This is a genomic window from Providencia sp. PROV200 (assembly GCF_049901995.1).
Classification (GTDB): domain Bacteria; phylum Pseudomonadota; class Gammaproteobacteria; order Enterobacterales; family Enterobacteriaceae; genus Providencia; species Providencia rettgeri_E.
This window is the reverse complement of the sequence record NZ_CP096307.1, coordinates 357,464-370,842: the sequence shown is the minus strand read 5'-3', so window position 1 is coordinate 370,842 and position 13,379 is coordinate 357,464. Positions and strand designations below refer to the sequence as shown.

Below are 13,379 nucleotides of genomic sequence, written 5' to 3'. Positions count from 1 at the left end.
TTTAAAATCAAAATACTTATGATATTAGTCTTAACGCAAATAAGGCTTGATTGCAAAGTTATCGATGAGGATCCTAGCCACCAATCATTCATCTAATTTATTAATCACTACTCTTGCATTCATAACCAATGACTTCGCTTTCGCTTCTCTTCGTTGTAATAACGCCATAAAGATCAAATCAGTAAGCGTATTTTGCGCAGTTCTTGATGATATTGACGAACTACGCCATTCATCTTCTTCTGCGATGCTTTCAAGAACATAATCCGCTAGTTGCCCCAATGGTGAATCACGATCACGCGTGATCGCAACGACGCACGCCCCTTGCTTACGTGCAATATTCGCGGCAGTTAGCATGTCTTTACGCCTACCTGTAAAAGAAATAACGATTTGTACATCATGAGTATTAAGCGTGAGGGCAGCCGCTATTTGCACATGATGGTCTGACTCCACTAGCGTTGTAATTCCAATTTTTTGTAATTTGTAACTTAAATCTTTTGCTGTTAATCCTGATCCTCCAATACCGACAATTTGAACTCTCTGTGATTGGTCTATTCGTTCAACAACTCTTTCAAATTGCTTGAAATCAATTAATTTTGTTGTTTCTGTAATTGAATGATTTTTTTCCATTGCCAATTTCTGAGCAACAACCATCAAGTTGTCATCAGGCGCAATACGATTATGTAGAGCGGAATGAGGCGCTCCTTCCTTAAATTGTTGGCGCCCGATAATCTCACTAAGCGCCAGTTTCAGAGCAGGATATCCCTTTAACCCAACTTTTTGGCTAAACTTAACGATAGCAGATTGGCTGACATCTAAAATTTCCGCTAGCTGCTGAGATGACAAGTTCAGCACATTTTCGGGATTTTCAAGGATAAATTGTGCAATTTTGCGTTGGTTTTCTGCTAATCGCGGTAATGAGTAAGTAATGATATCCAATAGTGTCATGACACCCTCTAGAGATTAACGTTCTTTTTTCGTTTCATAGAATAAATTAATAATAAATTATTCCTATTTTATTTGACCGATGACTTAAAAATAATTGTTGAAATTCAACCAACAACAGAAATCCCATCTGAATTAAGTAACAAAATATTCTTTTATATTCGCAAGTTAGAATAGATAACACCGTGATTTCAATCACACCAAGGGAATAAATAATTCCTTATTATTAGTACAATAACTGATTTAGGAGCAATTTTTATGACTATCGACTTAAGCAAGATGGTAACTGAAAGCCGTAATGCGGCCAGTACTAATATCGACCAACTCTCAACGGCTGAGATGCTGAAGGTCATTAATAATGAAGACAAACTCGTTCCGTTAGCGGTTGAAAAAGTGCTCCCTGAAATTGCCCAACTGGTTGATAAAGTCGCAGAAGCCTTTTTAAAAGGTGGTCGTCTGATTTACTCGGGTGCAGGCACATCGGGCCGTTTAGGTATTCTTGATGCTAGTGAGTGCCCGCCAACTTATGGTACGCCCCATGAACAAGTTGTAGGTTTAATTGCCGGTGGTCATCAAGCTATCTTCCGTGCCGTGGAAAATGCAGAAGATAAACCTGAACTGGGTGAACAAGACCTCAAAGACATTCAATTTAATGAGAATGATGTACTCGTCGGCATCGCAGCCAGTGGGCGTACTCCCTATGTGTTAGGCGCGCTCGCTTACGCACGCCAAGTTGGCGCCACCACCGCGGCTATCAGCTGTAACCCTAATAGCCCTGTGGCGAATAGTGCTGATATCGCCATCACGCCAGTTGTCGGTCCTGAAGTCGTTACGGGTTCCTCCCGCATGAAAGCAGGGACTGCACAAAAATTAGTACTGAACATGATCACCACTGGGGCGATGATCCGTATCGGTAAAGTATTTGGCAATTTGATGGTTGATGTGGAAGCCACCAACGCCAAATTGATTGAAAGACAAACAAAGATTGTGATGGAAGCGACACAATGCGATAGAAATACCGCAGAGTCTGCACTTCAACAATGTGATAGACACTGTAAAACCGCCATTTTAATGGTGTTATCTGGCTTGAATGCCGATGAAGCCCGCCAGTTACTTTCTAATAATAATGGCTTTATTCGTACAGCACTCAATATCGCTACCTCCGCTTAACCTGCGGATTTTATGAGATAAATAGCATGGCTAAAATAACAATAGAAATGATGCAGCAAGTTCTGCAACACGTTGGTGGTCGTCGTAATATTAAGTTAGCGGGCAACTGTATGACGCGCCTGCGCTTAACACTCAATGACGACCAGTTGGTCGACAAAGCCGCACTCAAACAAATCGCAGGAGTGCTTGGTGTTATTGAAAGTGATGAACAACTGCAAATCATCGTGGGCCCCGGCAAAGCACAAACTGCTGCGGATTTAATGAATCAATTGCTAGAAGGTGAAGACGACGACCATCAGGCAGCATCTTCCCCTCATGATCTGAAAGACATTGCTTCCGCAAATAAACAGCAACTGAAAAAGAAACAAACCAGTGCCGTTCACCGATTTTTATCAAAATTTGCCACGATATTTACCCCCTTAATTCCAGGTTTTATTGCTGCTGGCTTATTATTAGGTTTTGCAACACTGGCAAAACAGAGCTATTTCCCTGCAGGTCTCCCCACAAAACCTGAAGAGCAAACCCTACTCGTACATACTATTTTATATATGTCCGTATTTAGCAAAGGGCTGTTTAGCTTTCTAAGTATTCTTATTGGTTATAACACTCAAAAAGCCTTTGGCGGTAGCGCAGTAAATGGCGCCATCATCGCTTCACTGTTTGTTCTTGGCTACAACCCTGAAATAGCCAAAGGGTTCTATTCTGACATGAATAGCTTCTTCGGGTTAGCTATCGACCCAAGAGGTAACATTATTGGGGTCTTGATTGCCTGTATTTTTGGCGCATGGGTAGAAAAACAGGTACGTAAAATCATCCCAGCAAACCTTGATATGATTTTAACTTCAACAATTACCCTATTAATTGTTGGTGCTGCGGTGTTTATCTTCATCATGCCAATTGGCAGTTGGTTATTCTCTGGCATGTCATGGCTTTTTGTTCATTTAAGCAGCAATCCATTCGGAACGGCAATACTTGCTGGGCTATTCTTAATTGCAGTAATGTTTGGCGTGCACCAAGGTTTTGTTCCGGTATATATGGCATTGGTTGAAACTCAAGGCTTTAACTCACTTTTCCCTATCCTAGCGATGGCAGGTGGTGGGCAAGTTGGTGCCGCAATGGCGTTGTATGTTAAAGCCGCAAAAGACTCAATATTACGCAACCAAATTCGTGGTGCTATCATTCCAGGTTTCTTAGGTGTCGGTGAGCCGCTGATCTACGGTGTCACCCTTCCGCGAATGAAACCGTTTGTCACAGCATGTTTAGGCGGTGCTGCGGGAGGTTTCTTTGTTGGCTTAGTCGCTTGGATGGGTTTACCGGTTGGTTTAAATACCGTGTTTGGCCCATCTGGCTTAGTCGCTATACCAATGATGACCTCTGCGGATGGCGTGTTCCCAGGGATGTTAGTTTATGTAGGCGGGTTACTCGTTTCCTACTTATTCGGTTTTATTTTTACTTATTTTTTCGGAACTAAGAACGTCGATTTAGATTAATAACTCGATCAAACAAAAAAGCAGCTAGTTGGCTGCTTTTTTATGAGTCTATAAACTACACTTTTATCAAAAAATCATTCCAACCAAATCAGGGGAACACACAAAGCCGTTAAAATTCCCATTACCCAGTTAAAAATAAACCAAGCACGGCGGCTACGCAAAAATAAGCTGATTAATGAGCCAAACCCCATCCAGATTAAACCCGCCACTAAGTTAACTACCACGAATGCGATGCTCATCATTAAAATAGATTGGGTGAATAACTCACCGGGGAGACTAAATCCCCCTACAGCTCCTAAACCCATCATCCACGCTTTTGGGTTCAAAAACTGTAATAACCCCCCTTGATACCAAGTCACACTTTTTGCGACTTCGCTATTGGCCTTAAGTGGTGCATAATTAGCGGTGGCGGTTTTCCATGCGAGCCAAAGTAAATACAAGCTTCCAGCAATTTTTAATGCGATATGAATGGCGGGATAGAGCAGCAAAAGTGCGGCAATACCGAATGCAGAGAGATAAAGTATGGATTGCATACCTAACATAATACCAAGGCATAATACAATCGTATGGCGAAAACCGTAGTTTGCTGCACTTGATGTTAGCAACATATTGTTAGGGCCGGGAGTGACTGCAGCAATGAATAAAAACGTAAAAAGAGAAAAAACCAGCCCCAATGTCATTTATAATTTAGCCTCAAACTCAAATTTGTTTACTTGCATCACAAAAAAATAACAGTATGTTATGTGACTCACAAGAGTCCCCATTAAATAAAAATAAGGCTATGTCAGAAAACTTTCGTCCAATAAGTTGGGCTAAAAATCCACACCTCCAAACATTACTGCCAAGGATTTTCCGTAGAACACCGAAAATCAAACCGATATGGCAGCGGCTTGAATTGCCTGATAGCGATTTTATCGATCTCGCTTGGAGTGAAAAACCTGAGCTAGCAGCGCACAAGCCACGTTTAGTGATATTCCATGGCCTAGAAGGCAATTTTAAGAGTCCTTATGCCCACGGGATGCTAGAAGCTGCCCAAAAACATGGTTGGTTGGGGGTGATTATGCATTTTCGCGGTTGTAGTGGTGAACCCAATCGCCAACAGCGAATTTACCATTCAGGCGAAACCAGTGATGCTCGCTATTTCCTCCGTTGGTTAAAACAAACCTATGGTGATACGCCGACGGCCGCGGTCGGCTATTCCCTTGGTGGTAATATGTTAGCGTGCTATTTAGCTGAAAGCGGCCAAAATGCAGATGTCGATGCGGGTGTTGTTGTTTCTGCTCCTTTGATGTTAGAAGCCTGCTCTTTACGCATGGAAAAGGGCATTTCTCAATTTTATCAACGTTATTTGCTCAATGGCTTGAAACGCAATGCCACCCGAAAATTAGTGCGTTATCCAGGCTCACTACCCTTAAACCTCTTACAATTAAAGCAGCTTAAACGGATCCGTGAGTTTGATGATGTGATTACTGCACGTATTCATGGGTTTGATGATGCAACCGATTATTATCAAAAATGCAGCGCATTACCCAAATTAGCTTATATCACTAAACCAACGTTAATTATTCACGCCAAAGATGACCCATTTATGGCGCCTGAAGTTGTGCCTGATTTATCATTTTTACCCCACAATGTGGAATACCAAATGACAGAACATGGCGGGCACGTCGGCTTTGTGAGCGGTACATTGAGAAAACCGCAAATGTGGTTAGAAACCCGTATTCCTCAATGGTTAACGCCTTATTTAGATAAGGAAATAATGTGATTATTCCTTGGCAAGAACTTGCCCCTGAAACATTGGAAAATCTGATTGAAAGCTATGTTTTACGAGAAGGGACAGACTATGGCTCCCATGAAAAAAGCTTGCAAGATAAGGTTAACGATGTGAAACAGCAGTTAGTTTCTGGTGAAATTGTGCTAGTCTGGTCTGAATTGCATGAATCGGTTAATTTCATGCCTAAGGGAAGTTTTTCTTTATGATGTGTTTATTCCATGGTTCATTTTGACATCATCAGCAACCACAAATTAAGTGAGTGTTTTCCAACGCAACCATGTCGTAAACTATCAAATAAGACTCATAACCCTAACACCCGTTAATCCGCTTCATGCACTGTTGATTAAAATAGTGCTTATTAGCGCAACACAGGGAGTCTGCGATGTCCAAAAAGCACCCAATCATAGCCATCACCGGTTCAAGCGGTGCTGGCACAACCTCAACTAGCCAAGCATTTCGTAAAGTTTTTCACCAATTAAATATTCAACCGGCAACACTGGAAGGAGATAGCTTTCATCGCTATACACGTCCTGAAATGGATATGGCTATCCGTAAAGCCAGAGAACAAGGGCGGCACATCAGTTATTTTGGCCCCGAAGCGAATGATTTTGCTTTGCTTGAACAAACCTTAGTTGATTACGCAAAAACCGGCTGTGGGCAGTCCCGTAAATACCTACATACTTATGATGAAGCCGTACCTTATGGCTTGCAACCAGGGACATTCACCCCTTGGGAGCCGCTGCCAGACAAAACAGATATATTGTTTTATGAGGGGCTACATGGGGGCGTTGTGACGCCAGAACATAATGTTGCACAACATGTTGATTTGCTTGTCGGCGTTGTCCCTATTGTCAACCTAGAATGGATCCAAAAATTGATCCGCGATACCACAGAGCGAGGGCACTCTCGCGAAGCCGTCATGGACTCGGTTGTGCGTTCTATGGGGGACTATATTAATTACATCACGCCACAATTTTCTCGCACTCACATTAATTTCCAACGTGTTCCAACGGTAGACACATCTAACCCATTCTCAGCAAAAGCGATTCCGTCACAAGACGAAAGCTTTATTGTGATCCGTTTTCGTGGGCTAGAACAAATTGATTTCCCCTATTTGCTATCAATGATATCCGGCTCATTTATTTCCGCAATGAATACAATTGTCGTTCCTGGAGGGAAATTGGGGCTAGCGATGGAATTAATTATGGCGCCAATAGTCGAAAAATTAATTAATCAAAAGAACAACAATTAAATTATTTTTTGATTAATAAATAAGATGCTTATCATTAATTAAGATAAGCATCTTTCGATTCAAATATATTAATAAATATTAAATTTATTTTTAGCTTTTTATTTCAAAGCTGTGTGTGACTTCAACGGTTTTCTCTAACATCAACGCCACCGAACAATATTTTTCTGCGGAAAGTTGAACCGCACGTTCGACCCCTTTTTCTGTTAATTCATTCCCAGCTACAATAAAATGCAAATGGATTTTTACAAAATAACGCGGGGCTTCTTCACGGCGCTGTGACGTTAACTTAACTTCACAATTAGTCACATCGTAACGACCCTTTTGTAAAATCGAAACGACATCAATCGCACTACAGCCACCTGCTGCCATGAGCACCATTTCCATTGGGCTTGGGGCCTTATCCCCCGCATTCCCATCCATCATCACTTGGTGTCCAGACGCTGACTCACCTAAAAAAGAAAGCCCTTCAACCCACTTTACTCTTGCTTCCATTGTATTTCCCCTTGAAATGAAATCGACTTAAAGGCTACATTGTTCCATAGATATAATGAATGTTATATCAACTTTATTTGGCTGAAGCGATACAGGGGAGACTTTCTGTATTGAATATGCTACAAACAATACTTAGTTGATAGGATTAAGATCAAAACTCAACGGTTTAATTGATCATATTATAGTGTTGATATCAATTTGCGTTACCCAAAGCAATCAAAAACGCTGAACCAATCAGCTGTTAGATTATTTAAAGGTATATAAGGCAAATTAATATGCTAAGCTAGTGACTTTAAAGCCAGCCTTTCTAATTCGTTTTTCTGAATGGCTGCAATAACATACAGAGGATAACGCTAATGGTTCTCGGCAAGCCACAAACAGACCCTACTCTTGAATGGTTTTTGTCACACTGCCATATTCATAAATATCCATCCAAGAGCACTCTTATCCATCAGGGTGAGAAAGCAGAAACCCTTTACTATATCGTTAAAGGTTCGGTGGCTGTTTTAATTAAAGATGAAGAAGGCAAAGAAATGATCCTCTCTTACCTGAATCAAGGGGATTTCATTGGTGAGCTTGGGTTATTTGAAGAAGGGCAGGAACGCACTGCGTGGGTTAGAGCAAAAGTCGCCTGCGAAGTTGCTGAAATTTCTTACAAAAAATTCCGTCAATTGATTCAGGTAAACCCTGATATTTTAATGCGCCTTTCTGCGCAAATGGCTAGTCGCCTGCAAACCACGTCTGAAAAAGTGGGCAACCTCGCCTTCTTAGATGTGACAGGCCGTATAGCTCAAACCCTATTAAATTTAGCCAAACAACCCGATGCAATGACACATCCAGATGGAATGCAAATCAAAATCACTCGTCAGGAAATTGGCCAAATCGTGGGTTGTTCCCGTGAAACAGTCGGTCGTATTTTAAAAATGCTAGAAGATCAAAACCTGATCTCTGCGCACGGCAAAACCATTGTTGTCTACGGCACCCGTTAATTAATATTTTAGCCAAACTTGGTTGGCTAGACTCTTAGTGTAAACAGCAATATATCGCTGTTTACACTTTTCTCTTGTACCCACTCCTCTATTAATTTTCAAGTATACTCGCGTTTTTTGATATTATTTAAAATATGCTTATATAAAATCATGGATAATTAATACATAATCATTCGGGAATTTATATATGCCCATTAATAGCAACCAAAACCACCAATTTTCCTTGCCACAATCAGGAAATATTACGAATAGCGTTATTAACAACTTTCAACAAAATAAGAATTTTTTTAAGAAATTACAATATGCAAATTCCACATCTGTAAAATTCCCTGCATTAGCAAATAAAACTACAGAGTCGATGAAAAATACGCGAAATGTAAATTTTATATCTTCATTAAATATAGGAAGTTTGCTACCTAATACCCAGCCAACTTATAAGGTATTTGATCCTAAACATAAGATTGTTTTTGGAACTCAAAAAAATAAAAATATTGACATCCGCTCTATCGATTTCAAGACTAGCCTTGATTTTTTTAAAAATATGCCTAGTTCTCAAGATCAGAGCTTAGTTTCTCGCTATCCCCTCATATTTAAAAATTCGAGAAAAATAGAAAAAAATTTTACCCCAGTAGAAGACCATTCAATTACCCATAAAACTCAGGAAGACTTACCAATGCAAACAACTAAAAAAAACAACGTTGAAACCTCAACGTTTGTAGATTTTCATTTAAACCGTTCCGCAGGTACGCTATCTAATTTTAAATATAAAATAAAATCCATTCATGAAAAAAGTATTCGCAAGTTCAGAGATGTTTTTAAAACAAATAAAAAGAAAGAACTATGCGTTAAGTTTGAAAATGGAAAGGTTAAAATTACAGATAGGGCTACTATAGCTAGACAAGAGTTAATGAAAAAACACAATGAAATTAATAGCACCAAGGCTATAAGTAACTTAGTTTATACAACTCAGCAGCAAAAATTAGATTTATTTAATAATTATAAATTCCTACTCGATGAAATGATCCGAGTTGAATCGAAAATTAATAAACTGATAAACAGAAAGTCAGAACCTGAAGAGGAAATCCACCCCCTTTATCAAAATCATAAGCAGTTCGAAAAATTAAATATCATCGATATTATAGATTTCCCAATATCACCAAATGGTAAAATTCGCGATATTAATGTTATCTTCAATGATATGAGAGCAACCATCAGAATGCTGGAAGATGAATACAATAGTTTTAAACGAGTGATTGAAAAAGAAGAAAAAAATAAAGATGATAAAATCAAAAATACAAATAAAATATCCTCTTTTGAACTCACCCACTCATCAAGTAATGTAAGTTTAAGCTCATCTGGCTATCATTCTGATGATATAAATGATTATAAAGAAGAGCAAAAAAGCCTAATACCTAAACAAATCAAAATGTACGATTTTTCACAGGTTAAAAAAATAGAGCATCCAATTAAATCAAAAAAAAGCCATATTCCTCAGTTAATTAAAACTAATGGAGCATCAACGACGAATAAAACAGAAATACCTACTACAACAATGGACAGCTATTTACTAAATACAAGCTTAAAAAAACCGCTTTATCAAATTCCAGAACCTGGAAAAATTAGAAAGGCCGACAAAATTACCTATGGACACAGTGATTCAACCAATCGACTCCACAAAGGAGAGAAAGCAATCGTTAATTTACCTGAATACCTAAAAGCAACTAATGCTAGCTCCTTAGTAATTAGGCAAACGCGATCATCTAGACTAAGACAACATCTGCCTATTGATAAAACTTCCCCAATTCATAAAGCAACCTCAATGACCCCAATGAAATTGAGTAAAATGGAAAAAAAATAGAAAAAACGTCTAATGAATTAGAGCAACTTAGTAGCGATATGGAGAAAGAAATACAGCTTCAAAAAAATATTATTTTACAATTAAATTAAACAAAAACAATTAAATAACATTAAAAAATAGATTGCAGAAAATATTTTCTGCAATCTTATCTCATGGTTAACTCAGCAATTTCCCGATCGCCGCATCTAATTTCGCCATACCGCTGTTGATTTCTTCTTCAGAAATGATCAGAGAAGGCGTAAAACGTAAAACATTCGTGCCAGCATTGAGCATCATCAGGCCTTCTACTGCACTAGCTTGCAGGATATCTTTCGAGCGGTTCAATAGTTTTCCGTCTAACTCCGCGCCAATTAATAACCCCATTCCTCTGATCTCAGAAAAGATGTGGTATTTATCATTCAGTTTATTTAAATGAGCAACAAATAATTCACGACTCTTTTCAACACCATTTAATACTTCTTCAGTATTAATAATATCAAACGCTGCATTACCTACTGCACACGCTAAGGGATTGCCACCATAGGTGGTACCGTGCGAACCGACTTCCATGGTTTTTGCCACTTCTTCAGTGGTGATCATTGCACTAATAGGGAAACCGCCACCCAATGCTTTTGCCGTAGTTAAAATATCAGGCACAACATTGTAATGCATATAAGAAAATAATTTGCCTGTTCGCCCCATACCGCTTTGCACTTCATCAAAAATCAGCAACGCGTTATTTTCATCACACAGTTTGCGTACACCTTGCAGAAATTCTGACGTTGCTGCGGTTACACCACCTTCGCCTTGCACTGGTTCGAGAACGACTGCACAGGTATTTTCGTCAATGACCGCTTTGACTGCATCAAGGTCATTAAAAGGTACATGAATAATATCCGCAGGCTTTGGCCCAAAACCATCCGCATATTTCGCTTGCCCACCAACCGAAACGGTAAATAATGTGCGCCCATGGAAAGCTTGTTTAAAAGCAATAATCTTAGTTTTATATGGGTTATATTTGGTGATAGCGTAACGACGCGCTAATTTAAATGCGGCTTCGTTCGCTTCTGAGCCGGAATTCACAAAAAATGCACGGTCAGCAAATGTCGCATTCGTGAGCTTTTGTGCTAACTTCAGCGCCTGCTCGTTGGTGAAAATATTGCTGACATGCCATAGCTTTTCGCTCTGTTCACGCACAGCCGACACTAAACTAGGGTGGCAATGCCCCAAAGCAAGAACCGCAATCCCACCAGCAAAATCAATATATTCTTTACCTTGCTGATCCCAAACACGGCTCCCTTCGCCTTTAACGGGAATAAATTCCGCTGGCGAAAATATAGGCAACATAACTTGATCAAAAGTCTGCCGATTTACTACTGATTGCTCTGACATACCCCTCACCTGCTCTTATTTAATGCGATAATGAAAATATAATCATTAAATATGAATAAAAAATCAAAAAAGAGCAATAGCAAAGGGCATAATATGCATAATTAATTTATTCTGAACCAGATTTATAAACTAATATTTTAGAAAATTATTGAGTAATTCATGGCCTTGCTCACTCAGAATGCTTTCAGGATGGAACTGAACGCCTTCTATAGGCAAGGTTTTGTGCCGTATTCCCATGATTTCATCAACATCACCATTGTTCAGTGACCACGCTGATACATCAAAAGAAACAGGAAGTGTCTCTGCCGCAATCACCAGTGAATGGTAGCGTGTTACTGTCAAGGGGCGGTTCAAGCCCTTGAAAACACCTTGATGGTTATGGTGGATAGCAGAGGTTTTACCGTGCATAACTTCTCGAGCTTTAACGACTGATGCACCAAATGCTTGCCCAATCGCTTGATGCCCTAAGCAAATCCCTAAAATGGGTAATTTACCTGCAAAGTATTTGATCGCCTCAAGGGAGATACCTGCCTCATCCGGTGTACATGGCCCAGGTGAAATCACAAGATGTGTAGGTGAAAGCTGTTCAATTTCTTCGATGGTAATTTCATCATTACGTTTTACAACAACTTCTGCCCCTAACTCACAAAAGTATTGGTATAAGTTGTAAGTAAAAGAATCGTAATTATCAATAAGTAAAAGCATATTAGCCTATCCGACTGATTTTTATCATTATATATTAATTCTTATGCATATTTTTATCGTGTTGGCAATCAGAACGATGATTAAAACACCATAAAAATAATAATGGCGGCTATCATAGCACAGCCAAAGCAGGAAAATAGCCTATTTAAGTCAATGATTGTTTTTTATCAGAGATAAATTTCCATATAAAAATCATGGGATTATATTTACACTCTTATAACAACCCCGTATTTTGATTAAGATTTACTTTAAATACAATGAAATAAAAGGCTGTTAAAAATGAGTAGAAGCTGACACATTTTAACGAAGAGCGTTCATGAAGGGACACACAAAGGGGGGGAACGTGGTTTTTAATAAAAGTGGGTACGTTAAAGCAACTTACCCACTGTATTCGATATGATAGTTTTTAATCACTACCATTTTTAACCACTATGACTTTTTTAACCACTATGGCTTTTTAATTACTTCTGCAGAGATGATTGTAATAGGGTCAACTGGGACATTTTGATATGGCCCCACGTTTTCCGTTTTCACTTTAGAGATTTTATCTGCAACATCCATCCCTTTGACCACTTTACCAAATACAGCGTAACCAAAATCACGTTGTCCATGATCTAAGAAAGCATTATCTGCGACATTGATGAAAAATTGACTCGTTGCACTGTCTTTATTCGCTGTACGCGCCATTGAGATAGTACCGCGTAAGTTACGTAAACCGTTATCTGCCTCGTTTTTAATCGGTTCACGGGTTTGTTTTTGTTGTAAATCTTTATCAAACGCACCGCCTTGGATCATAAATCCAGGAATAACACGGTGGAAAGTGGTTCCGTTGTAATAACCTTCATTAACATACTGAACGAAGTTTTCTGTCGTAACAGGGGCTTTTTTGCTATTCAGTTCTAATTCGATATCACCCGCCGACGTGACTAATTTAACATAAGTCTCACCCGCAGATAATGCAAGAGAAGATGCGCTCATTGCGCAGACGGCCAAAAGTGGCACAAAAATTCGTTTTAACATGTAAGATCCCTTTCGTTATAGCTCATTACAACTGCAATCAAGCAATTCTAGAGTGAAGCCAACAAGAATGCTGAAGATTTACCTATATTTACGCCAGAAAATAAAAACACACTAAATGCGCTAAATTCTAGACCAATTTCTGTAAAAGACGTCATCAATAATGGTTATTTTTCTATTATTACTATTTCACCCGCCCACAACATACAAAAATAAGGCTGGATTCAAAGGGAAAAGAGGTTGAGAGGATATTTCGAGTTGTCGTGAAGCGCTAAGCAAAGCTATAATCCCCGAGCCTTTTGAGGCTAACTCAGGGAGA

The 13,379-nt window shown here is 39.3% G+C and carries 13 protein-coding genes; 7 read left to right on the top strand and 6 right to left on the bottom strand.

Annotation, left to right across the window (positions count from 1 at the left end; all coding sequences use genetic code 11):
• Positions 1-84: 84 nt before the first annotated feature.
• Positions 85-945: a MurR/RpiR family transcriptional regulator gene (locus M1E86_RS01670; RefSeq protein WP_125891639.1), complete on the bottom strand. Its 861-nt coding sequence runs from the start codon at positions 943-945 to the stop codon at positions 85-87.
• A 255-nt stretch (positions 946-1,200) separates the two neighbouring features.
• On the opposite strand from M1E86_RS01670, the gene murQ reads away from it, so the two are divergent.
• Positions 1,201-2,112 (top strand): N-acetylmuramic acid 6-phosphate etherase, encoded by a 912-nt coding sequence (murQ, locus tag M1E86_RS01665; protein WP_125891640.1) that lies wholly within the window; start codon positions 1,201-1,203, stop codon positions 2,110-2,112.
• Positions 2,113-2,138: 26 nt separating this feature from the next.
• Complete coding sequence (gene murP, locus M1E86_RS01660; protein ID WP_125891641.1) at positions 2,139-3,602, top strand: PTS N-acetylmuramic acid transporter subunit IIBC; 1,464 nt, start codon at positions 2,139-2,141, stop codon at positions 3,600-3,602.
• 74 nt (positions 3,603-3,676) lie between these two features.
• On the opposite strand, the gene M1E86_RS01655 is transcribed toward murP, so the two are convergent.
• The gene (locus M1E86_RS01655; RefSeq protein ID WP_213913594.1) at positions 3,677-4,282 is read right to left on the bottom strand and encodes a LysE family translocator; all 606 of its coding nucleotides are present in this window, start codon (positions 4,280-4,282) and stop codon (positions 3,677-3,679) included.
• A 101-nt stretch (positions 4,283-4,383) separates the two neighbouring features.
• Here M1E86_RS01655 and M1E86_RS01650 point away from each other — a divergent pair, with 101 nt between their 5' ends.
• The 3 genes from M1E86_RS01650 (at position 4,384) to M1E86_RS01640 (ending at position 6,628) form a co-directional block, all read left to right on the top strand.
• Complete coding sequence (locus M1E86_RS01650; RefSeq protein ID WP_213913593.1) at positions 4,384-5,367, top strand: hydrolase; 984 nt, start codon at positions 4,384-4,386, stop codon at positions 5,365-5,367.
• Positions 5,364-5,582: a YheU family protein gene (locus M1E86_RS01645; RefSeq protein WP_213913591.1), complete on the top strand. Its 219-nt coding sequence runs from the start codon at positions 5,364-5,366 to the stop codon at positions 5,580-5,582. Before M1E86_RS01650 ends, M1E86_RS01645 begins: the two co-directional genes overlap by 4 nt.
• A 176-nt stretch (positions 5,583-5,758) precedes the next feature.
• Complete coding sequence (locus M1E86_RS01640; RefSeq protein ID WP_004265947.1) at positions 5,759-6,628, top strand: phosphoribulokinase; 870 nt, start codon at positions 5,759-5,761, stop codon at positions 6,626-6,628.
• Between the two features lie 90 nt (positions 6,629-6,718).
• On the opposite strand, the gene M1E86_RS01635 is transcribed toward M1E86_RS01640, so the two are convergent.
• Positions 6,719-7,120 carry an OsmC family protein gene (locus M1E86_RS01635; protein ID WP_213913590.1) on the bottom strand — a complete coding sequence of 134 codons (402 nt, stop codon included), beginning with the start codon at positions 7,118-7,120 and terminating at the stop codon, positions 6,719-6,721.
• Between the two features lie 356 nt (positions 7,121-7,476).
• On the opposite strand from M1E86_RS01635, the gene crp reads away from it, so the two are divergent.
• Positions 7,477-8,109 (top strand): cAMP-activated global transcriptional regulator CRP, encoded by a 633-nt coding sequence (gene crp / locus M1E86_RS01630; RefSeq protein ID WP_006813718.1) that lies wholly within the window; start codon positions 7,477-7,479, stop codon positions 8,107-8,109.
• A gap of 187 nt (positions 8,110-8,296) precedes the next feature.
• Positions 8,297-9,967: a hypothetical protein gene (locus M1E86_RS01625; protein ID WP_426099233.1), complete on the top strand. Its 1,671-nt coding sequence runs from the start codon at positions 8,297-8,299 to the stop codon at positions 9,965-9,967.
• Positions 9,968-10,123: 156 nt separating this feature from the next.
• Here the strand turns inward: M1E86_RS01625 and M1E86_RS01620 are convergent, their stop codons facing one another.
• The 3 genes from M1E86_RS01620 to ppiA form a co-directional block, all read right to left on the bottom strand.
• Entirely contained in the window at positions 10,124-11,338 is a 1,215-nt protein-coding gene (locus tag M1E86_RS01620; RefSeq protein ID WP_213913586.1) for an aspartate aminotransferase family protein, read from the bottom strand.
• 129 nt (positions 11,339-11,467) lie between these two features.
• Complete coding sequence (locus M1E86_RS01615) at positions 11,468-12,043, bottom strand: aminodeoxychorismate synthase component II (RefSeq protein WP_004265957.1); 576 nt, start codon at positions 12,041-12,043, stop codon at positions 11,468-11,470.
• Positions 12,044-12,490: 447 nt separating this feature from the next.
• The gene (ppiA, locus tag M1E86_RS01610) at positions 12,491-13,063 is read right to left on the bottom strand and encodes a peptidylprolyl isomerase A (RefSeq protein WP_125891686.1); all 573 of its coding nucleotides are present in this window, start codon (positions 13,061-13,063) and stop codon (positions 12,491-12,493) included.
• Positions 13,064-13,379: the final 316 nt, after the last annotated feature.

What these genes read in the sequence shown, in the direction of transcription:
- M1E86_RS01670 (WP_125891639.1), bottom strand. Translation starts at nt 945, where the DNA reads ATGACACTATTGGATATCATTACTTACTCATTACCGCGATTAGCAGAA.
- murQ (WP_125891640.1), top strand. Translation starts at nt 1,201, where the DNA reads ATGACTATCGACTTAAGCAAGATGGTAACTGAAAGCCGTAATGCGGCC.
- murP (WP_125891641.1), top strand. Translation starts at nt 2,139, where the DNA reads ATGGCTAAAATAACAATAGAAATGATGCAGCAAGTTCTGCAACACGTT.
- M1E86_RS01655 (WP_213913594.1), bottom strand. Translation starts at nt 4,282, where the DNA reads ATGACATTGGGGCTGGTTTTTTCTCTTTTTACGTTTTTATTCATTGCT.
- M1E86_RS01650 (WP_213913593.1), top strand. Translation starts at nt 4,384, where the DNA reads ATGTCAGAAAACTTTCGTCCAATAAGTTGGGCTAAAAATCCACACCTC.
- M1E86_RS01640 (WP_004265947.1), top strand. Translation starts at nt 5,759, where the DNA reads ATGTCCAAAAAGCACCCAATCATAGCCATCACCGGTTCAAGCGGTGCT.
- M1E86_RS01635 (WP_213913590.1), bottom strand. Translation starts at nt 7,120, where the DNA reads ATGGAAGCAAGAGTAAAGTGGGTTGAAGGGCTTTCTTTTTTAGGTGAG.
- crp (WP_006813718.1), top strand. Translation starts at nt 7,477, where the DNA reads ATGGTTCTCGGCAAGCCACAAACAGACCCTACTCTTGAATGGTTTTTG.
- M1E86_RS01625 (WP_426099233.1), top strand. Translation starts at nt 8,297, where the DNA reads ATGCCCATTAATAGCAACCAAAACCACCAATTTTCCTTGCCACAATCA.
- M1E86_RS01620 (WP_213913586.1), bottom strand. Translation starts at nt 11,338, where the DNA reads ATGTCAGAGCAATCAGTAGTAAATCGGCAGACTTTTGATCAAGTTATG.
- M1E86_RS01615 (WP_004265957.1), bottom strand. Translation starts at nt 12,043, where the DNA reads ATGCTTTTACTTATTGATAATTACGATTCTTTTACTTACAACTTATAC.
- ppiA (WP_125891686.1), bottom strand. Translation starts at nt 13,063, where the DNA reads ATGTTAAAACGAATTTTTGTGCCACTTTTGGCCGTCTGCGCAATGAGC.